This is a genomic window from Methylomonas sp. 11b, assembly GCF_000515215.1.
GTDB lineage: Bacteria > Pseudomonadota > Gammaproteobacteria > Methylococcales > Methylomonadaceae > Methylomonas.
In genome coordinates, this window is the sequence record NZ_KI911557.1 from 2464707 (window position 1) to 2485218 (window position 20512).

Genomic DNA, 20512 nt, shown 5'->3' on the forward strand with positions numbered 1-20512 from the left:
TTTTCCCAATCGCCTGAACAGTAATGCCGCAAATTAAACCTTGATCTGCGGCAACTCAAACCCTATATCGTTCGATGTTGCTAAACCTTGTTTTATAAGTTGTCGGAGGCCCGGCTATCCGCTATAAGTCATAGACAACCATAACGCCCAAGCCCTCGTCACAGCATCAACAGGAGCCATTGCGTGCAATATAAAGATTATTATCAAATTCTCGGCGTGAGTCGCGATGCGGTGCTGGCAGACATCAAAAAAGCTTACCGCAAGCTGGCCCGCAAGTTTCATCCCGATGTTTCGAAGGAACCGAATGCCGAGGCGCGCATGAAGGAACTTAACGAAGCCTATGCCGTGCTGTCCGACACGGAAAAACGCGCGGCTTACGATCAATTGGGACGCGGCTATCAACCGGGCCAGGAGTTTCATCCACCGCCGAACTGGGATGCCGGCTTCGAGTTTTCCAGCACCGATACGGCCGATTTCGGCGACTTTTTCAGCGAATTATTCGGCAAGATGGGCGCCGGCCGAGCTCGCGGCGGGCCCTTTGAGGGCCAAGCCGGCTTTCATGCCCAAGGCGAAGATCATCACGCCAAAGTACTGCTGGATATAGCCGACGCCTTTAACGGCGCGGCCAGGCAAATCAGCTTGCGGGTGCCGCGTATGGATGCCGGCGGCCATGTGGTTTTGGATACGCGCACCTTGAACGTCAAAATCCCCAAGGGTGTCTACGAAGGCCAGATTATTCGTTTGGCCGGCCAGGGCGCGCCGGGCATGGGCAGCGGTAAACCCGGCGACTTGCTGCTGGAGGTGCATTTCAATCCGCATCCGCGTTTGCGGGTGGACGGCAGCAACCTGCATATGAGTCTGCCGGTCACACCTTGGGAAGCGGCGCTGGGGGCGATGGTGCCGGTGAATTTATTCGATACCGGTCTAAAAGTACGCATCCCGGAAGGCACGCAAAGCGGTCAACAATTGCGACTGCGCGGCAAGGGCATTCCCAGCGCGACGCCCGGCGATTTGCTGCTGGATATTCAGGTGGTATTACCGCCCGCCAGTTCGCCCAAAGCCCGAGCACTTTATGAAACCATGGCGCGCGAACTGGCTTTCGATCCGCGCGCTCAGCACAGGAGTTAAAGCATGCCATCAGCCGAGAACTTGATAGACGCCGTTATGGAAGACAGCGGCCTGACCTTGCAGCAGCTGGCGGCCATCTGCGCGGTAGAGCCGGAATGGATTACCCGGCATATTGAAGAAGGCTTACTCAACCCGCTACCGCAGCAGCAAAGCGAATGGCGTTTTTCCAGTGCGCATCTGGTGCGGGTGCGACGCATCGTCAGCCTGGAACGCAATTTCGAAGCGGTACCGGAGCTGGCCGCGCTGGTGGCGGATATGCAGGAAGAGATCGACGAATTGCGCCGCCGCTTGCGCCGGGCCGGCCTGGAGTAGGCTATGCAGAGCATCGAATGGCATCGTCATAGCTGGCTCAACCGGCTGCAAACATTGCTATTAATGTTGGCGCTACTGGCAATCTGCACCTTGGCCGGCAGCCTATTGTTCGGGGAAGAAGGCATCTGGATCGCCTTGGCGACCGGCGTATTTGCACTGATCTTCGAACCGGCGGCGGCTTGGCGCTTGACGCTAAGTCTTTATCGCGCGCGGCCTATCCATCCGCAAGAAGCGCCGGCGCTGTGGCAAATGCTACAGGTGCTGGCCAAACGCGCCGAACTGCCCAGCGTCCCAGCGCCGTATTACATTCCCAGCCCGCTTATCAACGCCTTTGCGGTCGGCAGCAGCCAACAATCGGCCATCGCCTTGACCGATGGATTATTCAAGCAACTTAACTCGCGGGAACTGGCCGGCGTGTTGGCGCACGAAATGGCGCATATCGCCAATAACGATTTGCGGGTGATGGGCTTGGCCGATGCGATTAGCCGGATTACCGCTTTATTCGCCGCCACCGGACAGTTGTTTTTGTTGCTGTCCATCCCTTTGCTGCTGTTCGGCGAAATCAGCTTTCAGATCAATTGGCCGGGCTTGTTGCTGCTGTTGTTTTCGCCGCATTTGGCCTTATTGATGCAGTTGGGCTTATCGCGCATCCGCGAATACGATGCCGACCTGAATGCGGCGGCGCTGACCGGCGATCCACTGGGTTTGGCGACAGCCTTGGCGCATATCGAACAAGTCAGCGGTGGTTGGAAGTCGATACTACTGCCAGGCTGGGGCAATCCGGAACCGTCCTGGCTGCGCACACATCCGCCGACCGCTGAACGGGTACGCCGCCTGCAAGCCTTGAGCCCAAGCCGGCCGCAAACCCTTTGGCACGAACCGTTCATCGCGCCGGCTTACGGTAGCCGGGTGATTGTCCGGCCAGCGCGTTGGCGCATCGGCGGTTTTTGGCGATAATCGCTTAATTTTGACGGGCGAATCAATTCGCCGATACTTATATTCGAGAACACAATATGAGCGAATCCCTACATTTAGTCTGCCCAAATTGCCAAGCAGTAAACCGCCTACCGGCGGCCCGTCTGTCGCAAAGCCCAAAATGTGGACAATGCCACCAAGAATTATTCAGCGGCCATCCTTTGGCGTTGACTGCGAAAAGCTTTGAAATACATCTGGCGCGCAATGATATTCCACTCCTGGTGGATTTTTGGGCAGACTGGTGTGGACCGTGCAAAATGATGGCGCCGGCTTTTGCCCAAGCCGCTCAGGTTTTGGAACCACGGATTCGGTTGGGTAAAGTCGACACCGAAGCGGAGCAACAGCTCAGCGCCCGTTACAACATTCGCAGTATTCCCACTCTGATTTTGTTTAAAGGCGGTCGAGAACTGGCCAGACAAGCCGGCGCACTGAGCTCGCAAGACATCGTGCGCTGGGTCACTAGTCAGCTATAAGCGCGGCTCGGTTTGGCCGATGGCTATCGGCAAATCGCCGGCGACGTGCCGCTGCCACATGGTTTTGTACAAGGCTTCCAAATGTCGGGTATAAGCCTTGATATCGAACAGTGGTGTGCTTAAGCGATTGTCTGCCAATTTTTGCCTGACTTCGCTTAAGCGTGCCGGGTTGGTCGCCAGTTCCAGGGCCAAATCGTAATAGCCTTCCAAATCGGCGGCTATCAATTCCGGCAAACCGATCGCATGCAGCAAACTGCCGGCCACCCGCGACGCAAAGGTATCGCCGACGCAAGTGATTATCGGCACCCCCACCCATAAGGCATCGCTGGCGGTGGTGTGCGCATTGTAAGGCTGAGTATCCAGCACCAAATCGGCCAAGGCCAGGCGGCCCAAGTGTTCGACCTGCGGCAAATCGTCGGCAAATATCAACCTGTCCGGCGCAATGCCGCGTTGATACGCTTCATTTCTAAGCCGGCCTTTGGCTTTGGAATTTTTTAACAACCACAACACGCTACCCGGCACGCTATACAACAGTCTGCACCAAATATCGAACACTTCCGGGGTAATTTTATAGGCCTGGTTGAAACAGCAAAAGACGAAGCTGTGCTCGTCCAAACCATGTTGCGCGCGCTTGGTGGGCTTACCGATTTCGGCATGCCGACCGTGCGGTTGATAGCTGTCGGGCAAGTAAGCAAAGGCTTCGCTGTAATCGGCGGCGCTGGCGGCTGGCGTCAGGTAAGGATCGGTAATGATGTAGTCGCAAAAATCGCCGCCCAAAGTGCCGGGATAACCCAGATAGTTGACCTGAATCGGCGCCGGCCGGTAGCTGAGGATTTCGGTACGGGTGCCGCGGGTATAGCCTTTTAGATCGATCAGAATATCGATGTTATCTCGGTGGATGGCTTGGGCGGCTTCGGATAAAGACAGTGCTTGCAGATCGACAAAGCTATCGAAAAACTCGCAGAGCCGTTGGCGCATGCCCAAGCCGTCGTCCGGCCCATACGAATAGGCATACACCTCGAATTGCTCTCGATCATGCGCCTCGAACAATTCTGCAAGCAAAAAAGCCGTGGCATGCTCATGAAAATCGCAAGACAAATATCCCAGACGAATTTTGGGCCGGCTGCTGGCAGCGTAGCTAAATGCCAGATCGGCCCGCTCCACCGCAGTAGCATCGATGCGATCTTTCAACCATAGATCGGCGCAAAGCCGCTGCTCCGCAGCCGACACACCCTGTATAGACAACAAATGAAACGGCGACACTTTATTACTTTCCTGAGCGGCCAAGCTGACGCGCATTTTCTCGCGCCATTCCTCAACCCGCTCCCACTCGCAAAGGCTGCGACTGCGATCATAGAATTTCATCTGCCCAACTCCGTCGCCATCCTGCCCAATGGCCCGCGAAGATGCGCGGGACCTGAACCTCATGGTACCCCAAATCCGTCGCAGTGCCGGATTTATCGGGGTGCCGACTAAAGCGCTACAGCATTTGCAACAGCGGCTTGAGCGGAATAGCGAATTTCTGGCGGGCGATGTCGCCGACCACCCCGGTATAACTGCGCTGCAAATATAAATCCACACCACAGACCCTGGCGATCATCGAGCAGCGGCCGCTGAGCGCAAACTGCTCGCCTTGCAGGCGATAAGTCAACGGCACGCAATCGTTGCGCAGTATCGGCCCGGCGACGACCAAATCGATACGCTGATCGAACATCTCGTATTCAATGCCGCCGGGCAACAAATCCAGCTCCGCCAGCAATACCCTGTCGTCATCGCCGATAGTGCCGTAAATACTGCAACGGCACTGGTGCAAATCGGTCAGCAATAGCTCGGCCAGTATTTGCGCATTTAGTCGCCCCGGCTGTTGCTCTACCAATTTTTCCAGTCCGTGTATCTGTCTCATAAGCTTTGCCGATAGCGTAGATGGGGGTTTGCCTTTAAAATAGCGGGCTTACACTTCACTGCAAACATGGCCGTGCGCCCCGGATATTTGATGACCGATTATAAATTAACCCATCTGAAACAGCTCGAAGCAGAAAGCATCCATATCATTCGCGAAGTGGCGGCGGAATTTGAAAAGCCGGTCATGCTGTATTCAATCGGCAAGGATTCCGCAGTGATGCTGCATCTGACGCGCAAAGCTTTCTTCCCCGGCAAACCGCCCTTCCCCTTATTGCATGTCGATACCACCTGGAAATTTCGGGAGATGATCGAGTTTCGCAACAACATGGCGAAAGATCTGGGCTGGGATTTAATCGTGCATATCAACGAAGAAGGTGTCGCCCAAGGCATAGGCCCGTTCACGCACGGCAGTAAAAAACATACCGACGTGATGAAAACCGACGGCTTGAAACAAGCCCTAAACAAATACCAGTTCGACGCAGCCTTCGGCGGGGCGCGCCGCGACGAGGAAAAATCCCGCGCCAAGGAACGGGTGTATTCGTTTCGCGATAAAAATCACCGTTGGGACCCGAAAAATCAACGCCCGGAACTCTGGAACATCTACAACGGCAAAGTCGATAAGGGCGAGTCTATCCGCGTCTTCCCGCTATCCAACTGGACCGAACTGGATATTTGGCAATATATTCATCTGGAAAATATCCCCATCGTACCTTTGTATTTTGCCAAAGAGCGGCCAGTGGTCGAAAAAGACGGCATGCTGATCATGGTCGATGACGAGCGCATGCCGATCGGCCCGAATGATAAAGTTGAAATGAAAATGGTCCGTTTCCGCACGCTGGGTTGTTACCCCTTGACCGGTGCGGTTGAATCGACTGCGACCACCCTGCCGGAAATCATTCAGGAAATGCTGCTGACCACCACGTCCGAACGTCAGGGCCGCTTGATTGATCATGATCAGGCAGGTTCGATGGAACAGAAGAAGCGCGAAGGCTACTTCTAGCAGCCCGGCACTGCGTTGACAGCGAACATGGCGATCAAAAGTTTGTTATTGGTGTTTATCGTTCTGTATGCGGCGGATAGCTTAGGCGCAGTTTATAAATGCACCGATACAAATGGCCGCATCGTCTATTCAGACACCGCTTGCGATACCAAAGTTGATCGCAAGACCGCGAATTTGAAGCCGCTTGCAGAAGTCAAAGCCGAGCAACAGCCTGTGTCCAAAATAACCGATAAGGTTAAGAGCTTTTTCCGTAACGGTTCAAACTCAGAGCAAGCGGATGCTGCGCCAACTGGCAATGCCGCGGAGCAACGTTCACAAAAATATGTATGCGATGGCCGCACTTATTGCTCGCAAATGACTTCTTGCGAGGAAGCGACTTTTTTCATCAACAACTGTCCGGACACAAAAATGGATGGCAACAATGACGGCATTCCCTGTGAAAAGCAGTGGTGTCGATAAGTCTTTTAGCGAGTTACTCATGCAATTACATGAAGAAATACAGCAGCATCTTGTGAGACTCGAGCCCCGTCTGCAAGCCGAGGTTTTGGATTTCGTATTGTTTTTGGAACAAAAACAGCAGGAATCATTAGGCAAGCCAGCAATTGACGATGAAGAAGCCTTAAATATCCATGCACAATTGATGGATCAATATGCAGACGCCTTTGCAAAATTGGCGCAGTAACAATGCCCGACTTGTTTTATATCTCGAAAACCCTGGCATTAACGATACATCAACAACAAATAGAACGCTTCGGCGGTACGCATGGAATTAGAGATGAATCATTGCTGGAATCGGCGCTCGACGCAGCCCAACAAACCTGGCATTACAGCGGCGACATTTTTCAAACTGCCGCTCAATATTGCTATTCGCTCGCCAATAACCACCCGTTTCTGGACGGCAACAAGCGAGCCGCCGCTGCTTGTATGCTGGTTTTTCTGGCTGCCAACCATAAACAACCGGCGATGGACAACACCCAGCTCTACGAATGGGTAATTAATGTAGCAACCCGGCAATTGAGTCGTGACGAACTAGCCGACTTATTAAAACAATATTGCAAGTAAGCGCTTTATAAAAAAAGCGCGGCACCTTTTAAACAAATAAGGCACTTAGGAATCCCATGTCCCACCAATCCGACTTAATCAGCACCGACATCAACGCCTATCTGGCGCAACACGAACGCAAAGAATTGCTGCGGTTTTTAACCTGCGGCAATGTCGACGACGGCAAGAGCACCTTGATTGGTCGTTTGCTGCACGACTCGAAAATGATTTACGAAGACCAACTGGCGGCAGTGCAGGCCGACAGCGTCAAGTCCGGCACCACCGGCGCCGGCAAGATCGATTTGGCCTTGCTGGTTGACGGCTTGCAGGCCGAGCGCGAGCAAGGCATCACCATCGACGTGGCTTACCGTTACTTTTCGACCTCTACTCGCAAATTCATCATCGCCGACACCCCCGGACACGAGCAATACACCCGCAATATGGCCACCGGCGCTTCGACCTGCGACTTAGCGGTCATTCTGATCGACGCCCGCTACGGCGTGCAAACCCAAACCAAACGCCACAGTTTCATAGCCTCGCTGTTGGGCCTGAAACACATCATCGTCGCTATCAACAAAATGGACTTGGTGGGTTATAGCGAAGAGACTTACCGGAAAATTCAGGACGACTATCTGGCCTTCGTGAAAACCCTGGATCTGCACGACGTACATTTCATCCCGATGTCGGCATTGGACGGCGATAACGTGGTCAACCCCAGCGAAAATATGCCCTGGTTTACCGGCATGCCGATGATGGAACTGCTGAACAGCATCGAAATCGCCAGCGACCACAATTTCGACGACGCCCGTTTTCCGGTGCAATACGTCAACCGCCCCAACCTGGATTTTCGCGGCTTTTGCGGCACTGTCGCTTCCGGCGTATTCAAAAAAGGTGATCAAATCACGGCATTGCCATCAGGTAAAACCAGCAAAATCAAATCCATCGTTACTTTCGACGGTGACTTGGAGCAAGCTTTTGCGTCTATGGCCGTAACCTTGACTTTGGAAGACGAAATCGACGTCAGCCGTGGCGACATCATCCTGGGTCAACAGCAAGCCGCACCCAGCATCGCCGACAAATTCAAAGCCACTATCGTCTGGATGACTGAGCAAGCCATGGTCCCAGGCCGGCAGTATGTGATCAAACTGGCGACGCGCAGCGTGTCCGGCTCGGTGTCGATGATTCATCACCGCATCGACGTGAATACGCTGGAACACCACGATGCCATGGAATTAAAGCTAAACGAAATCGGCTCCTGCACTGTGACGGTCAATGCGCCGGTGGTGTTCGACCCTTACAAACGCAATAAAACCACTGGTTCGTTCATCGTCATAGACCGCCTGACTAACGTCACGGTCGGCGCCGGCATGATTACCGGCGACGCCAGCGCGGAAGACTGGTCGCCGGTGTCCGCGGCCGAGCGGGCGATACGTTTCAGCCAAACCGCCAGCATCATCGCCTTGAACGGAGCCAATGCCAAACAAGTGGCTTACCAGCTAGAACGCAAACTGTTCGACACCGGCCATGCCACGACGGTGTTGGAACAAGCGAACGATGCTCTGGCTAATGCGATCAAAAACGCCGGCTTGTTGTGCTTGTGTCTTGATGAAAAACCGACTTCAGCCGATCTTAGCTTTGATTGCGATCAATACAACGTCGATGAGATTTACGTTGCGTTGAAAAATCGGGAAGTGATTCGATAATGAGGACTCACCGTCGGCTTGACGGTGAGCAGGATGAGGATTTTAGCGATTAAGTGGGCGGAAACCTCGAATACAGAGGTTTCCGCGTCAAGCTACGGTTGTTATTTCAATAGATCCAGCGCTTTTTCGGCGGCTTTTTCTTTAGCCTTGCCTTTTACTACACTGGCCGCTTCGCCGGTTGATTTAGGTGCAGCATCGACTTTGCCTTTCAGATCCGTTGCCGCTTCCTTGCCGGCTTTCAAGGTTTCCACGCCTTGCTTGGCTTCCGCCGGCACCGCCTGCTCCACTTTTTGCTGCGCGGCGTCTTTCACCGCATCCTGGGCCTGATCCTTAACCACGCCAGGCGCTGTTTGTACAGCCTGTTTTGCCGCGCCCGCGGATTCGACAGCCTGGACTGCCGTTGTCGCGCCCGGCACCGCAGTCGGCACTGCCGCTGTGGCGGCGTTGGTCGCGGCTTGCTTGGCAATACCGCCTAAAACAGAGCTTTCGGCGAAAGCGGAGCCAGAAATTAACAACAGTGAAGCCAAAAATACATTTTTGTGTTGCATGGTGAAACTCCTTAGTAATAGTTATTAACGCGGGGACAGAATACCCCAGCCAAACTTAACGGCTGATTAACGCTATTACTGACGTGCCATACAATTTCTCAAACCCCGGCAATCCGTTTTAACGTGGAACTAACCAGTGATTCAGCGCGCGCCATGTCGTCGGCTTCAACATAACAACGCAGTTCCGGCGCATTGCCGGAGGGGCGCAGATGGACAATCTCGCTATTGGCAAAAGTCAACCTTAGCCCGTCTGTAGTATCGCGACTTACCGGCGCACCAAGCTCATCGCCCCATAGGCTACGATAAGCCGTGGCCTCCGCCTGCAAACGTTCCAGCAAGGCCCGACTGTTAGCGACCGGAAACTCTTGGATACGGTCGCTGGCGGTGTAACGTTGCGGCAAGCCTTTCAACAGTCCCGATAACTTCACGCCTTGGGTACTAGCCATCGCCAGTAACGCCAAGGCCGGCAGCAGCGAATCGCGAGTCGGCAATGGTGCCAAGGCGTTGCCGTTCACGGACAAGCCGTTCCCAGCCAGAAAGCCGCCGTTGGCTTCAAATCCGGCCACGCCACCGCTTGGCACTTGCTCCATGCCCGCAATCACGTAAGGCGAACCGATTCGCGTGCGGATTACCTGCTTGAACCAACCGGACGCCTCGATGGCTGTATTGCAGCTCACCGGCGTCACCACAGTATCGGCCCCGAGAAACTTCGCGCACAGCAAGCCGACAATATCGCCGCGCAGCCATTCGCCGGTTTCGTCGCCGATCAAAGGCCTATCGCCGTCGCCGTCGGTGGAAATCAGCGCATCCAGTTTATATTCGGCAGCCCAGTTGCGGCCGCGTTGCCGATCCGCCTCGCCGACCGCTTCGGTATCAATAGGTACGAAGGTATCTGTGCGCTCCAAACCGATTACCTCAGCGCCCAATTCCGCCAGCACGTCTTTCAATACATCGCGGGCGGCGCTGGAATGTTCGTAAACGCCGACTCGCCAGCCGTTTAGCAAATCGTGACCGAATAGGCTGGTGTAACGTTGCCGAAATTGCGTCAGCGCAGCCGGATTGACTGGCGGCAGCTCGGCGGAAACAGTTTGCACGTCCACTGTTGCGCTAGTCATCGCTGCTTCGTCCGCCTTGCTGATCTCGCCGTCGGCCCGATAAAACTTGATGCCGTTGCGGTCGAACGGAATATGACTGCCGGTAACCATAATCGCCGGCAGACCGTTCGCCAACGCATACAAGGCCAGCGCCGGCGTCGGCAACACGCCGCAAAAATCCACTTCGCAGCCCGCCTGACGAATGCCGGCCACGCACGCTTGGGCAATGTCCGGACTGGACGGCCTGAGGTCCATACCCAATGCTATTTTTTGACCAGGCCGCGCCAAATTTAAACCTTGGATAAACGCCAGCGTATAAGCCGCGCAGACTTCGCCGGTCATTTGACTAACCAGGCCGCGCGCGCCGCTGGTGCCGAACGCCACGCCGCTGTCGGCCATCATTTGTTGGATGTTGATTGTTGTCATGAGTCAGGAGCAGTTGAGAGTCGATGAAATGAAAATACCGGCAATTCTACCGGTCAAATTGGACATGATAGAGAAAACCTGATTTTCGGCAACCCGAATCGTAGCGTTACCGGAAATCTCACTGCGGCAGGCAATGCATCCGCCGAATAAAGTCCTGCAAGGTTTGCCCGGCGTCGTCGGTAAATACTTCATCCAGTACCAAGGCCTGCTGGATACGATCCAGCCGGAAATTGCGAAAGTCGCCGCGTAGTTCGCACCAACCCACCAAGGTCCAGACATTGCCCCAAAAATATAAGCCCAGCGGCCTGATCCGCCGCTGGCTGAAGGTACCGTCGGCACGGCGGTAATCCATGGATAGCAAACGCTTGCCGTCCAGCGCCTTGCGGCAAATATCCATGGTCACATCCAAATCTTCGCGCGGCGAAAAACGCAGCGCGAATAATTTGCTGCGCTCCAGTTGTTCGCGCAATTCCGTAGGCACTACCGCCGTCACTTTGTCCAGCACCGACTGCGCGGAATGTCCCAACTCCTTGCCGGCCCAGGTTTTCACCATCCGCGCGCCGATTACCAAGGCTTCCAGTTCGGCGGCGCTGAACATGATGGGCGGAATATCCAGACTGTGACGGAGCATGTAACCGACGCCGGCCTCACCTTCGATAGGAATGCCGGACAGGCTTAACACTTGGATGTCGCGATAGATGGTGCGTTCGGATACTTCCAGGCGCTCGGCGAGCGCTTTGGCGGTAACCAGCCTTCGATTACGCAGGATTTGGACGATTTGAAACAGACGGTCAGCGCGGCGCATTTGCAGAACGGGCAGTCATATTCGAGACTGCCCGCCGTTTTATTTTCCGTTAAGATGGGGAATACAGTCCAACTCGGTTACCTTCGCTATCGAGCAGCATCGCAAAGTAGCCGCATTCGCCGTCGTGAATGGGGGTTTTCGGCATCAATATGCTGCCGCCATTTGCTTCCACTTTGGCCAGCGGCTCATTTAAGTCGGTGCCGCCGTTGAAATACACCACCGCGCCGGTCGCGCTAGGCTGATAATGTTCGCCCAATACCAGCATACCGCTGACGGCACCTTCATCGGCATCGAAAATCCCCAGTTGATAGCCGCTCATTTCCTCCTCCTTGAACGATGCATTTAAAACGCCGCAATAAAACTCCTGTGCGCGCGGCATATCAATGACGGGTAATTCAAACCAAGTGGCTAAGTTGTTGATCATGATGTGGTCCTCGTTGTGGTTAAAAGAGCCGTTATCCTAAAACAGCCCTCCTGACAGCGTTATGTCAGCAATGTTTTAGGCCTTAGCGCCGACCACCTAATAACGAGCCCAACACGCCGCGAATAATTTGCTTGCCCACTTCCTGGCCGATACTGCGGGCGGCGCTTTTCGCGGCCGCTTCCAGCACACTTTGCCCGCCGCTGCGACCGCGCCGCGATTTGGTAGCCGCGCCCACGCCGCCCAGCAATACTTCGCCCCAATTGAAACCTGAGCCGGAACCACCATTCTCGGCGGCGGGCTCAGGCGGAGCGACTTTTTCCGCGCGGCCTTTCAGAATTTCGTAGGCCGATTCGCGATCGACCTGTTTTTCGTAATGGCCGGCAATGACGGAGGTACTGATCGATTCCTGGCGTTCGGCATCGCTGGCAGGGCCGACTCGGGAACTAGGCGGCTTGATCATTGCTCGCTCTACCGGCATCGGCGTACCTTTTTCGTCGAGGAAAGACACCAAGGCTTCGCCAACGCTCAGCTCGGTGATGGCTGTTTCAACATCCAAACCTGGATTCGCCCGGAAGGTTTCCGCCGCCGCTTTCACGGCTTTTTGGTCGCGCGGCGTAAACGCCCGCAAGGCATGCTGCACCCGATTGCCGAGCTGGCCGAGAATCACGTCAGGAATATCCAAGGGATTTTGACTGACAAAATACACACCCACGCCCTTGGAACGGATCAAGCGCACCACTTGTTCGATTTTTTGCAGCAGCGCGGACGGTGCGTCGTTAAACAATAGATGTGCTTCGTCAAAGAAGAATACCAATTTAGGCTTATCCAAATCGCCAGCTTCCGGCAGATTTTCGAACAATTCGGACAACAGCCACAACAACAAGGTGGCGTAGACGCGCGGCGAGTTATACAAGGTGTCCGCCGCCAGAATATTGATCACGCCCTTACCGCCGTCGGTTTGCAGAAAGTCGTTGAAATCCAAAGCCGGCTCGCCGAACAAATTCTCACCACCCTCATGCTCGAGTTGCAGCAAACCGCGCTGGATCGCGCCGACGCTGGCCGCCGAGATACTGCCGTATTCGCCGGACAACTCGGAGGCATTTTCGGACGCGTATTGCAGCAAGGCCCGCAAGTCTTTCAAATCCAACAACAGCCAGCCGTTATCGTCGGCAATCTTGAACGCGGCGGTAAGCACGCCGCTTTGCACCTCGTTCAAATCCAGCATCCGCGCCAAAAGCAGCGGCCCCATTTCCGACACCGTCGAACGCAGAGGATGGCCCTTTTTACCCAACACGTCCCAAAACAGCGTCGGCATCGCCGCATAGTCGGCGGCTATACCCAGCTCTGCCAGCCTTGCTTCAACTTTGGCATTGCCGCCGCCGGTCCGGCTGATACCCGACAAATCGCCCTTCACATCCGCCATGAATACCGGCACGCCGATTTGTGAAAACGCTTCGGCCAAGGTTTGCAGAGTGATGGTCTTACCTGTACCGGTAGCGCCGGCGATCAAGCCGTGGCGGTTAGCCATGGCCGGCAACAGACAAAGTTCGGCAAGTTGGGATTTGGCGATCAGCAAGGGTTCGGTCATGGGCATTTCCTGAAAAAGCGGCAAGGATAAAAAAGTCGCGCAACCATACCATGACCTGAATTGTTAGGTATAGGTTGGCATTATCGTCCGCTGCTCATCGGCTTTGTCTCAAACAATCAAAGCCTCGCTTTAGGCTTTCAGTACAGCCATCCCTGCCATGGACAGCATACATTTGTAATACATTTCTTCAAACCTTCACGGTTCGGTAACCGTTTTGACTTGGACAATTCGTACGATTGCGCACCGACCGGAACTCTGCTAGGTCGCGAAGACAGAATTTCTAGGAAGAATACCGACGACTTTGTTTTTATTCGAGTTTTTCTCGACAAAAGACTGGACGTAGGTAGCTGGCAATGGAAGCGGCAACGCATTGAAAAGCTCCAAACGCAATGTGGCCAGCAAACTTTAACCGACTTTGATAGGCCTTTAGTGAAAGCTAATGGTTCGACTTGAAGTCAACTTGCCTTTTTAAAGTTATTAGGGACTTTTATGAAATTTAAAACTTCGCTTCTGGCATTTGCCGGGGTACTTTCAATGTTAAGCGGGAACGCTTCGGCGGCATTAATTTCGTTGGACGGTAACGGCTTTACGGCTATCTATGACGATACCAATTTAGGCTTGTTTGGCGCCCCGACTTTATCGGGTGACGGCAATAGCGTTTTGTTCTCGCCGTTGAACTTTAAGGCCCAAGCAACCGGTACGCAAGGCACGGTGTTCACCAACAGCAACGTGCAGTTTGACATCAGACCCGATGCGAATCTGAGTTTGAGTGGCGTAAGCCTGGTGGAAAACGGCGACTACCGTCTGGTCAATCGTTCCGGCAGCATCACCTTGGCGCCTTCGGTCGACGCATCCGGTCAATTGCGTTTAACCAATCTGTGGAATGGAGTGGATCATATCGCGACCAACTTTTCCGCTGGTCCATTGACAGATTCCTGCGCCACATCGTCCGGCTGCCCGCTAAGCACTTGGTCGGCCTCGGCTACGTTGAATACGCCTGTTGCTTGGGGTAATGCCGATGTTCGCGTCAGAATCCAAAACGACTTAACCGCCGAATCTTTCAATGTAGGTGATTCCGCATTGATCGAGAAAAAACAATCATCACAAAGTCTGGTATTTACGCCGTTTGTTGAAGGCGGATCAACCGCAGTGCCTGTTCCTGGCGCTGTCTGGTTGTTTGGCTCAGCTTTGGCGGGCCTGACTGGTTTGCGCCGCAAAGTAAGCCAGTAAGACCAAGTTGTATTGCTATACCCCAGCCTGACTTATCCGGAAATGGCCGGTTAGGCTAGCTAAAAAACGTTAACACTAGACACGGATGTCGCCTTAAGATTTCGTCATAAGCAGTCGCTGGCTTTGTAACTGCTGCGTCTAAAACCCCGCGCGAGCCAGAGTGACATTCACCGGCCGCATTCAATACCGTTTATCGCACTATCTGGCGGCTACGCAGCGAACCTAGCGCACCCGAACGGGAGTTACAACAGCTTGAGAATATCGGTTTCCAGATCGGGATACGCCCCAAACTTACATTGGACCAGCAAGCCCGCTCTATCAACCAGAATATAGGATGGGGTACCTTGTAACTGGAAAAATTCGAAGGTTTCGGCGTGATAATCCAGGGTTTGTAAATATTGTTTTACCTGCGCTCGCACATGCGGTTGCCGCAAACCGATGTCTTGTTCCAAATCACTCAAGCGTTGGCTGATAAAAGCGTCAATTTCGCTTTCGATACTGCCAAATTCGCGCTTGGTCAATCTATCCATTGCTACCGGAAAATCGAGGCGATACGGTAACTTGCCGTCCTGCAACAGACCTCGCCCACTTAACACTCGCAAGGTTTCGCCGATCACTTCGCCGGTTTCAACCAAGCGTTTTAGATTTTGCAGATTATTTTTATCGAAGTCCTCAAACGCGGTAGCCAACCCCAGCACGGTCAAACCGCTCTCGGCATAACGTTGTTTTAACGCCAAGACCTGTGGCAAACAAGACAAAAAACAGCCGGGACAGTTGACTTGAAACACCGCCACCAACACAACTTGACCACGCAATTGTTCGAAATTGACAGACTGTCCCTGCACCCATTCGGAAACCGATAGGGGCGGCACTTTTTGACCGATCATTACCGTTCGCATATCGCGCTCCCCCGATAGTTTTAACGAAATCTTCGAACAAGTTGCTGATGTTCACTGCTCAAGCCCGGCGCGAACGGATCAAACTTTTACCTGGCGTCCATGGTCAGCCAGTTGAAGTCCTGAAGAATCCACGTCCGCGGGCCCGCCACGACAATCCCTTTAGTTAGCTTAGACTTCGGAACCCAAACTAGTCGCGAAAATTGTTAAACTGCAACGGTTGCTCCAAGTCTTCGGTGCGCAACATTTGAATCACTTCCTGCAAGTCGTCACGTTTTTTGCCGGTCACGCGCACCTTATCGCCGTTGATCGCGGCCTGGACTTTTAGTTTCTTGTCCTTGATCAGCTTGACGATTTTTTTCGCCAGATCGGTGCCCACACCCTGCTTTAAGGTGATAGGTTGCTGAGCGGTTTTGCCGGTGTCCTGAATCTTGCCGCTTTCCAAACTGGAAATATCGATGCCGCGTTTACCCATTTTGGCATACAAAATAGGCAACATTTGTTGCAGTTGAAAAGTCGATTCGGCTTTCATCACGATGCTATCGTCCTGCTGTTCGAAACAGGCATTGGAGCCTTTGAAATCAAATCGGGTAGCGACTTCTTTATTGGCCTGGTCCACTGCGTTGGTCACTTCGTGGCTGTCGAGTTCTGAAACGATGTCGAATGATGGCATAGCATTGATTTACAAGTATAAAAGTTGGGCAACTATAACGGCCTTAGCGGCTTTATTCAACTGCTATCTGAGCGCCCAACGCCGATGCGCGGCACGCAAACCCTACTTGTCGGTGGCCGATTTAGCGGGTATCTTAAACTGACGTCAACGGAGACACAGATGAAAAACCCGACTACATTCACACTTGCCCTGATCGCCGGCCTTACCCTGCTGAGCTGCGGAATAATGACCGGTTGCGGCCAGGACCAAGCAAAATCAAGCGCTCCCAGCAAAGCCGCCGTCAAACAAACCCTGCGCACCTCATCGCTGCTCGGCGCGGTCAGCGACAACGCCGGACCGCTGAAAACCGGCACTGTCAGCTTACTATCCGAAAGCGGGATAACGCTTGCCAGCACCGAACTCAACAATAGCCAACGCTATGAAATTCAAGTACCCGCCGGCACCGATTTACCGGTCATTCTAAGTTACACACCGGGCCCCAACGCGCCGAAAGAGGCACAATTAATCAGCGTGGTGATCCATCCCGACGCCAGCAAATACGACATCAACCCCACGACCACCGCCATCGCCAAACAAGCCAAGGCCATGGGCGGTTATACCCATAACAATATGGTGCAAGCAGCGGAAAGCACCGCACATGTGCCCGATGCCAATAAAACCACATCCGGTTTTCGTGGCGACCCGACAACACAATACGGTGGCTGGCACTAGTCTGTGCTTGGACAGTCCGATGGTTTACGGCAAAAGCAATTAACCGCCGCTCAGTGCCTGAAAAATATACACAACCTCATGCTCCGAGACCCGATCCGAAAGCGTCTTTCTGTCGACCACAATGGTATCGTCAACGCTAAGGTAAACATGGCGGCGCAACGCCCCGCGTTCATCCAGTATGTAATCGGTGAATCCTGGAGCAAGCTGGTTGACGGCTTGTAAAACTTCCGCCACCGAACCGGCCGGCACCGTTATTGCGCGGCCCTCCAATCCAGGAAGGAAGCGGTAAAGATGCGAAGTCATTTTTACAGTCGGCATGGCGGCTAACCAAAACGTACCGAATAGACCGGCGGAAAATGGTTACCCAGACACTGCCAGGTCTCGCCCCGGTCTTCCGACAAATAGACGTTGCCGGTGGTGCTAGCAAAACACAAGCAATCGCCGGCAATATCGAGCCCATGCCTAAGGACAATATCGTAAGCATGTTCCTGCGGCAATCCGGCGCGAAAGGTTTGCCAAGTCTGCCCGCCGTCTGTGGTCCGGGCCACACACAAGCCGCCGCCAATTGCCATCCGTTCCGAATCCGCCCGTGCCGGCACTACCCAGGCAGTGCGACCGTCACGCTCATCGACGGCGATCGGAAAACCAAAATGTACGCCGGCATCCGGCAGACTGACCTTGCGCCAGTGCCGCGCGCCGTCGTCGCTGTAAAACACCCCGCAATGATTTTGTTGCCAGAGATGATCCGGTTGCCCGGGACAGGTGGTCATGAAATGCGGATCATGCCCCCAATCAGCTTCCGGATTCGGCAGATAGTCCATCAACAAGCCGCGATTTCGACCTTGCCAAGTCTGGCCGCCGTCCGCGGATTCCAATACGCCAGCCGACGATACCGCGACATGAATCCGATTCGGATCGCGCGGATCGACAGCGATAGAATGAATGCCAGGTTCGAATACGCCGTAATCGATACTGGCCGGCGTGCCGCCCCAGCGATTCTCGCTGGTCGCCTCGCCGGCAAACAAATCGCCGCCTCGGCTCTCGTGATTCCACAACGGCCGGTTTAGCGTCCAGCTGTCGCCGCCATCGTCGCTGACAAAGAGCCCGCCGGGAATAGTACCGGCATAAATCCTGCCGGCTTGTTCGGCGCTGCCGAAGGCCAGATGCCAGATCTTGAACACCGTGGCATTCTTATATTCGGGTTGTCCGGCCGGGGCCTCAGGATCAAAATCCGGCGTTGGTAGATATTGGGCAATGTAGCGCGCGCCTTCCGGATATTTCAAGGACGACAAATCCTCCCAGGTTTTGCCGCCATCGCGCGACCGCGACAGTTTCGGCCCCCAATGGCCGTGATCCAGCGAAGCCCACAAGGTGCCGTCACGCGGGTCGCGCGCTGCGTAGCAAACCGGAATGCCGGCATGGACAATGGGACGCGGACGCCAAGCGGCGTTCGTCCGATCAAATATGACCGTACCCTTGCGGGTACCCAAAATAAGCATATCGGACATGGCTATACCTCTCTTTGCAATGGATGTTTTTAATTCGAGCGAATACTTCAACCGCAGCCGCGTGTTGTCCATCGCTGCGCAAACTTGTCGCAGTTACGACAATTTCATCTAGATTTATACGGTTGTTGCCTTTCCACCCGTGCCGCAAAAAGCTGCAAGCCATGCACAGCAAGGCCTGTAAGCTAATAAGCAAACTGGATTGAATTTTGCTTGGGCTAAGTATTACTTTTCATTTAGCTGGGGCCAACCATGTCAAATACGGTATTTTCCGAAATTCTAAGCGGTTTATACGATAACCAAGTCATTCCCTATCTCGGACCGGGAGCAGTGTTCGATGCCAAAAGCAAACTGACGCAAGAACCGATGCCCGCCGACAGCGACAGCTTGATCTTGGCGATGAACGGCGGCAAACCGATGGCGCCGAAACTGATGTACGAGTTTCCGCGCGCGGCGATGAACCAGGAACTGAAGCGCGGCCGTAACTATGTAACGCAGTTTCTCGACAAGACTTACGGACAAATTCAATACACCCGCGCGTCCATGCACGATTGGTTAAAAGAATGGCGGCCCAAATATGTGGTCGACGTTAACCGCGACACCCAATTGCAAGACAGCTATGCCGACGAAGAACACACCTTGATCGTCGGCGTCGCCCGCATCGTCGCTACCGCTTTTCGTTTCAAAATTTATCATTACGACGGCAGCGCCTATTTCGAAATTCCGCAGGAACAAGTTGATAGAAACCTGCCGATTTTGTTTAAACCCATGGGCACGCCAAAACCCGAATCCAATTACATTGCTTCCGATGCCGACTATGTCGATTACATCACAGAGCTGATGGGCGGCTTCGCGATCCCGGATTTTTTAAAGGATTACCGCAAAGGCAAAAAATACCTGCTGCTGGGTTTGCCCCTCAATCGCGATTCCGAGCGGATGGTCATGAGCGACATTACCTACGGTGCCGACGAACACAGAGGCTGGTTTTTAAGAAAAAACCCTACCGACAAGGAAAAACGCTTTAGTGCCAAAATGGGCTTTGAGCTGATTAACGCCGACTGCCAGGACTTCCTGCAATCGGTGCAAGCTTCGGCTGTCGCTGCTTAAAAAAATCCCGCAAGCTCGGCCGGTGAGAACACGCGGCCGGGCTAAACCTAAACGGTCGAATAGTGTCCGCGCGCGCCGTTTCGACCGTTTTCTTTAGCCAAATACAACTGCCGATCAGCCTCGTCCAACAATTCGGACGGCATCTGTTGCAGATCCGGCACCACTACCGCAAAACCGGCGCTAATCGTCACCCAAGGCGAAGCGCTGGAGCCGGTATGCGGAATTTGCTGCGCTTCAATGCGCCGGCATAGCAGTTCGGCCACGCGTTGGGCGCCTTCGGCGTCGGTTTCCGGCATCAGCATGACAAACTCTTCCCCGCCGTAACGCGCCACCAAATCGCCGGAGCGACTCACCGAGGCCGCCAATATCGTTGCCACCTGCCGCAAACAAATATCGCCGGCGCCATGCCCGTGACAATCGTTATAAGCTTTAAAATAATCGACATCCACCATGACTAATGCCAAGGGCAACTGATTGCGCTGCGCCCGCTTCCATTCGTTTTCCAAGACCTGATCGAAGCGCCGACGATTGGGGATGCCGGTCAGACCGTCCATCCAGGCCATCGCTTCCAACATATCGGTCATCCGTTTCAGGCGAATATGATTACGAATCCGTGCCTTAACCACCGGCAAATAAAACGGCTTGGTAATGTAGTCCATCGCGCCGAGATTCAGCCCGTATTCTTCATTGGTCGCCGCATTCATCGCCGTCACAAATATCACCGGAATAGCCGCTGTTTGCGGGTCGCTTTTCAGACGCCGGCAGACTTCATATCCGTCCATGCCCGGTATCATCACATCCAACAGGATCAGATCGGGCGGACCTTGCCGGTCAATGGCCTCCAGCGCCGCCTCACCGCTGACCGCCACCTTGATGCGATACTCGTCGATCAAATTTTCCGCCAACACCTGAATGTTGGTCGGCGTATCGTCTACGATCAAAATCAAGGGCTTGGAGATCTCGGTAGTCAT

General features: G+C 54.0%; 24 protein-coding genes. 12 read left to right on the forward strand and 12 right to left on the reverse strand.

Translation table 11 applies throughout. From position 1 onward, the window contains the following. Positions 1-183 precede the first annotated feature (183 nt). The 4 genes from METH11B_RS0111855 to trxC are packed head-to-tail and all read left to right on the forward strand — an operon-like array spanning position 184 to position 2888. Entirely contained in the window at positions 184-1128 is a 945-nt protein-coding gene (locus METH11B_RS0111855; protein ID WP_026602193.1) for a DnaJ C-terminal domain-containing protein, read from the forward strand. A gap of 3 nt (positions 1129-1131) precedes the next feature. Beyond that, complete coding sequence (locus METH11B_RS0111860; protein ID WP_026602194.1) at positions 1132-1440, forward strand: chaperone modulator CbpM; 309 nt, start codon at positions 1132-1134, stop codon at positions 1438-1440. Positions 1441-1443: 3 nt separating this feature from the next. Next, a complete protein-coding gene (locus METH11B_RS0111865) occupies positions 1444-2397 on the forward strand; it encodes a zinc metalloprotease HtpX (RefSeq protein WP_026602195.1) in 954 nt (317 codons plus the stop codon). Positions 2398-2453: 56 nt separating this feature from the next. After that, positions 2454-2888 (forward strand): thioredoxin TrxC, encoded by a 435-nt coding sequence (trxC, locus tag METH11B_RS0111870; protein ID WP_026602196.1) that lies wholly within the window; start codon positions 2454-2456, stop codon positions 2886-2888. On the opposite strand, the gene METH11B_RS0111875 is transcribed toward trxC, so the two are convergent. Together METH11B_RS0111875 and METH11B_RS0111880 are read right to left on the reverse strand one after the other, a co-directional pair. Further along, positions 2883-4253, reverse strand: a complete 1371-nt coding sequence (locus tag METH11B_RS0111875; RefSeq protein ID WP_026602197.1) for an O-linked N-acetylglucosamine transferase, SPINDLY family protein — start codon at positions 4251-4253, stop codon at positions 2883-2885. The two genes, trxC and METH11B_RS0111875, sit on opposite strands and share 6 nt — an antisense overlap. Before the next feature lie 115 nt (positions 4254-4368). After that, positions 4369-4791: a hypothetical protein gene (locus METH11B_RS0111880; protein WP_026602198.1), complete on the reverse strand. Its 423-nt coding sequence runs from the start codon at positions 4789-4791 to the stop codon at positions 4369-4371. Positions 4792-4881: 90 nt separating this feature from the next. On the opposite strand from METH11B_RS0111880, the gene cysD reads away from it, so the two are divergent. The 5 genes from cysD to cysN are packed head-to-tail and all read left to right on the forward strand — an operon-like array spanning position 4882 to position 8534. Next, positions 4882-5790: a sulfate adenylyltransferase subunit CysD gene (gene cysD / locus METH11B_RS0111885; protein WP_036277398.1), complete on the forward strand. Its 909-nt coding sequence runs from the start codon at positions 4882-4884 to the stop codon at positions 5788-5790. A 27-nt stretch (positions 5791-5817) separates the two neighbouring features. Beyond that, positions 5818-6249 (forward strand): excalibur calcium-binding domain-containing protein, encoded by a 432-nt coding sequence (locus tag METH11B_RS0111890; RefSeq protein ID WP_026602200.1) that lies wholly within the window; start codon positions 5818-5820, stop codon positions 6247-6249. A gap of 19 nt (positions 6250-6268) precedes the next feature. Continuing rightward, positions 6269-6472, forward strand: a complete 204-nt coding sequence (locus tag METH11B_RS0111895) for a hypothetical protein (RefSeq protein WP_026602201.1) — start codon at positions 6269-6271, stop codon at positions 6470-6472. Positions 6473-6474: 2 nt separating this feature from the next. Next, positions 6475-6852, forward strand: coding sequence for a type II toxin-antitoxin system death-on-curing family toxin (locus tag METH11B_RS0111900; protein ID WP_026602202.1), 378 nt, complete (start codon positions 6475-6477; stop codon positions 6850-6852). A gap of 56 nt (positions 6853-6908) precedes the next feature. Next, entirely contained in the window at positions 6909-8534 is a 1626-nt protein-coding gene (gene cysN / locus METH11B_RS0111905; RefSeq protein WP_026602203.1) for a sulfate adenylyltransferase subunit CysN, read from the forward strand. A gap of 101 nt (positions 8535-8635) precedes the next feature. Here cysN and METH11B_RS0111910 read toward each other — a convergent pair whose 3' ends face one another. The 5 genes from METH11B_RS0111910 to METH11B_RS0111935 all read right to left on the reverse strand — a co-directional run bounded on the left by METH11B_RS0111910 (position 8636) and on the right by METH11B_RS0111935 (position 13419). Continuing rightward, the gene (locus METH11B_RS0111910) at positions 8636-9082 is read right to left on the reverse strand and encodes a hypothetical protein (protein ID WP_026602204.1); all 447 of its coding nucleotides are present in this window, start codon (positions 9080-9082) and stop codon (positions 8636-8638) included. Between the two features lie 98 nt (positions 9083-9180). Further along, positions 9181-10602, reverse strand: coding sequence for a phosphomannomutase (locus METH11B_RS0111915; protein WP_036275900.1), 1422 nt, complete (start codon positions 10600-10602; stop codon positions 9181-9183). A gap of 118 nt (positions 10603-10720) precedes the next feature. Further along, a complete protein-coding gene (locus METH11B_RS0111925) occupies positions 10721-11407 on the reverse strand; it encodes a helix-turn-helix transcriptional regulator (protein WP_026602206.1) in 687 nt (228 codons plus the stop codon). Positions 11408-11456: 49 nt separating this feature from the next. Further along, on the reverse strand, positions 11457-11831 hold the full coding sequence (locus tag METH11B_RS0111930; RefSeq protein WP_026602207.1) for a VOC family protein: 375 nt from the start codon (positions 11829-11831) through the stop codon (positions 11457-11459). 82 nt (positions 11832-11913) lie between these two features. Further along, positions 11914-13419 carry a helicase HerA-like domain-containing protein gene (locus METH11B_RS0111935; protein ID WP_026602208.1) on the reverse strand — a complete coding sequence of 502 codons (1506 nt, stop codon included), beginning with the start codon at positions 13417-13419 and terminating at the stop codon, positions 11914-11916. Between the two features lie 489 nt (positions 13420-13908). Here METH11B_RS0111935 and METH11B_RS0111940 point away from each other — a divergent pair, with 489 nt between their 5' ends. Beyond that, positions 13909-14649 (forward strand): VPLPA-CTERM sorting domain-containing protein, encoded by a 741-nt coding sequence (locus METH11B_RS0111940; RefSeq protein WP_026602209.1) that lies wholly within the window; start codon positions 13909-13911, stop codon positions 14647-14649. 242 nt (positions 14650-14891) lie between these two features. Here the strand turns inward: METH11B_RS0111940 and METH11B_RS0111945 are convergent, their stop codons facing one another. Both METH11B_RS0111945 and METH11B_RS0111950 read right to left on the reverse strand, forming a co-directional pair. Then, a complete protein-coding gene (locus METH11B_RS0111945; protein ID WP_036275903.1) occupies positions 14892-15548 on the reverse strand; it encodes a redoxin family protein in 657 nt (218 codons plus the stop codon). A 187-nt stretch (positions 15549-15735) separates the two neighbouring features. Next, on the reverse strand, positions 15736-16218 hold the full coding sequence (locus tag METH11B_RS0111950; protein ID WP_026602211.1) for a YajQ family cyclic di-GMP-binding protein: 483 nt from the start codon (positions 16216-16218) through the stop codon (positions 15736-15738). 159 nt (positions 16219-16377) lie between these two features. On the opposite strand from METH11B_RS0111950, the gene METH11B_RS0111955 reads away from it, so the two are divergent. Continuing rightward, positions 16378-16929 (forward strand): hypothetical protein, encoded by a 552-nt coding sequence (locus tag METH11B_RS0111955; RefSeq protein WP_026602212.1) that lies wholly within the window; start codon positions 16378-16380, stop codon positions 16927-16929. Positions 16930-16968: 39 nt separating this feature from the next. On the opposite strand, the gene METH11B_RS0111960 is transcribed toward METH11B_RS0111955, so the two are convergent. Then, a complete protein-coding gene (locus METH11B_RS0111960; RefSeq protein ID WP_036275906.1) occupies positions 16969-17247 on the reverse strand; it encodes a MoaD/ThiS family protein in 279 nt (92 codons plus the stop codon). 5 nt (positions 17248-17252) lie between these two features. After that, the gene (locus tag METH11B_RS0111965; RefSeq protein WP_036277401.1) at positions 17253-18437 is read right to left on the reverse strand and encodes a WD40/YVTN/BNR-like repeat-containing protein; all 1185 of its coding nucleotides are present in this window, start codon (positions 18435-18437) and stop codon (positions 17253-17255) included. A 249-nt stretch (positions 18438-18686) separates the two neighbouring features. Between METH11B_RS0111965 and METH11B_RS0111970 the strand changes: the two genes are divergently transcribed. Beyond that, the gene (locus METH11B_RS0111970; RefSeq protein WP_026602215.1) at positions 18687-19541 is read left to right on the forward strand and encodes an SIR2 family protein; all 855 of its coding nucleotides are present in this window, start codon (positions 18687-18689) and stop codon (positions 19539-19541) included. A 47-nt stretch (positions 19542-19588) separates the two neighbouring features. Here the strand turns inward: METH11B_RS0111970 and METH11B_RS0111975 are convergent, their stop codons facing one another. Continuing rightward, positions 19589-20512 carry a diguanylate cyclase domain-containing protein gene (locus METH11B_RS0111975; RefSeq protein WP_026602216.1) on the reverse strand — a complete coding sequence of 308 codons (924 nt, stop codon included), beginning with the start codon at positions 20510-20512 and terminating at the stop codon, positions 19589-19591.

What these genes read in the sequence shown, in the direction of transcription:
- METH11B_RS0111860 (WP_026602194.1), top strand. Translation starts at nt 1,132, where the DNA reads ATGCCATCAGCCGAGAACTTGATAGACGCCGTTATGGAAGACAGCGGC.
- METH11B_RS0111935 (WP_026602208.1), bottom strand. Translation starts at nt 13,419, where the DNA reads ATGACCGAACCCTTGCTGATCGCCAAATCCCAACTTGCCGAACTTTGT.
- cysN (WP_026602203.1), top strand. Translation starts at nt 6,909, where the DNA reads ATGTCCCACCAATCCGACTTAATCAGCACCGACATCAACGCCTATCTG.
- METH11B_RS0111925 (WP_026602206.1), bottom strand. Translation starts at nt 11,407, where the DNA reads ATGCGCCGCGCTGACCGTCTGTTTCAAATCGTCCAAATCCTGCGTAAT.
- METH11B_RS0111950 (WP_026602211.1), bottom strand. Translation starts at nt 16,218, where the DNA reads ATGCCATCATTCGACATCGTTTCAGAACTCGACAGCCACGAAGTGACC.
- METH11B_RS0111965 (WP_036277401.1), bottom strand. Translation starts at nt 18,437, where the DNA reads ATGTCCGATATGCTTATTTTGGGTACCCGCAAGGGTACGGTCATATTT.
- METH11B_RS0111970 (WP_026602215.1), top strand. Translation starts at nt 18,687, where the DNA reads ATGTCAAATACGGTATTTTCCGAAATTCTAAGCGGTTTATACGATAAC.
- METH11B_RS0111880 (WP_026602198.1), bottom strand. Translation starts at nt 4,791, where the DNA reads ATGAGACAGATACACGGACTGGAAAAATTGGTAGAGCAACAGCCGGGG.
- METH11B_RS0111975 (WP_026602216.1), bottom strand. Translation starts at nt 20,512, where the DNA reads ATGACTACCGAGATCTCCAAGCCCTTGATTTTGATCGTAGACGATACG.
- METH11B_RS0111955 (WP_026602212.1), top strand. Translation starts at nt 16,378, where the DNA reads ATGAAAAACCCGACTACATTCACACTTGCCCTGATCGCCGGCCTTACC.
- METH11B_RS0111895 (WP_026602201.1), top strand. Translation starts at nt 6,269, where the DNA reads ATGCAATTACATGAAGAAATACAGCAGCATCTTGTGAGACTCGAGCCC.
- METH11B_RS0111900 (WP_026602202.1), top strand. Translation starts at nt 6,475, where the DNA reads ATGCCCGACTTGTTTTATATCTCGAAAACCCTGGCATTAACGATACAT.
- trxC (WP_026602196.1), top strand. Translation starts at nt 2,454, where the DNA reads ATGAGCGAATCCCTACATTTAGTCTGCCCAAATTGCCAAGCAGTAAAC.
- METH11B_RS0111915 (WP_036275900.1), bottom strand. Translation starts at nt 10,602, where the DNA reads ATGACAACAATCAACATCCAACAAATGATGGCCGACAGCGGCGTGGCG.
- METH11B_RS0111890 (WP_026602200.1), top strand. Translation starts at nt 5,818, where the DNA reads ATGGCGATCAAAAGTTTGTTATTGGTGTTTATCGTTCTGTATGCGGCG.
- METH11B_RS0111960 (WP_036275906.1), bottom strand. Translation starts at nt 17,247, where the DNA reads ATGCCGACTGTAAAAATGACTTCGCATCTTTACCGCTTCCTTCCTGGA.
- METH11B_RS0111865 (WP_026602195.1), top strand. Translation starts at nt 1,444, where the DNA reads ATGCAGAGCATCGAATGGCATCGTCATAGCTGGCTCAACCGGCTGCAA.
- cysD (WP_036277398.1), top strand. Translation starts at nt 4,882, where the DNA reads ATGACCGATTATAAATTAACCCATCTGAAACAGCTCGAAGCAGAAAGC.
- METH11B_RS0111910 (WP_026602204.1), bottom strand. Translation starts at nt 9,082, where the DNA reads ATGCAACACAAAAATGTATTTTTGGCTTCACTGTTGTTAATTTCTGGC.
- METH11B_RS0111945 (WP_036275903.1), bottom strand. Translation starts at nt 15,548, where the DNA reads ATGCGAACGGTAATGATCGGTCAAAAAGTGCCGCCCCTATCGGTTTCC.
- METH11B_RS0111875 (WP_026602197.1), bottom strand. Translation starts at nt 4,253, where the DNA reads ATGAAATTCTATGATCGCAGTCGCAGCCTTTGCGAGTGGGAGCGGGTT.
- METH11B_RS0111930 (WP_026602207.1), bottom strand. Translation starts at nt 11,831, where the DNA reads ATGATCAACAACTTAGCCACTTGGTTTGAATTACCCGTCATTGATATG.
- METH11B_RS0111940 (WP_026602209.1), top strand. Translation starts at nt 13,909, where the DNA reads ATGAAATTTAAAACTTCGCTTCTGGCATTTGCCGGGGTACTTTCAATG.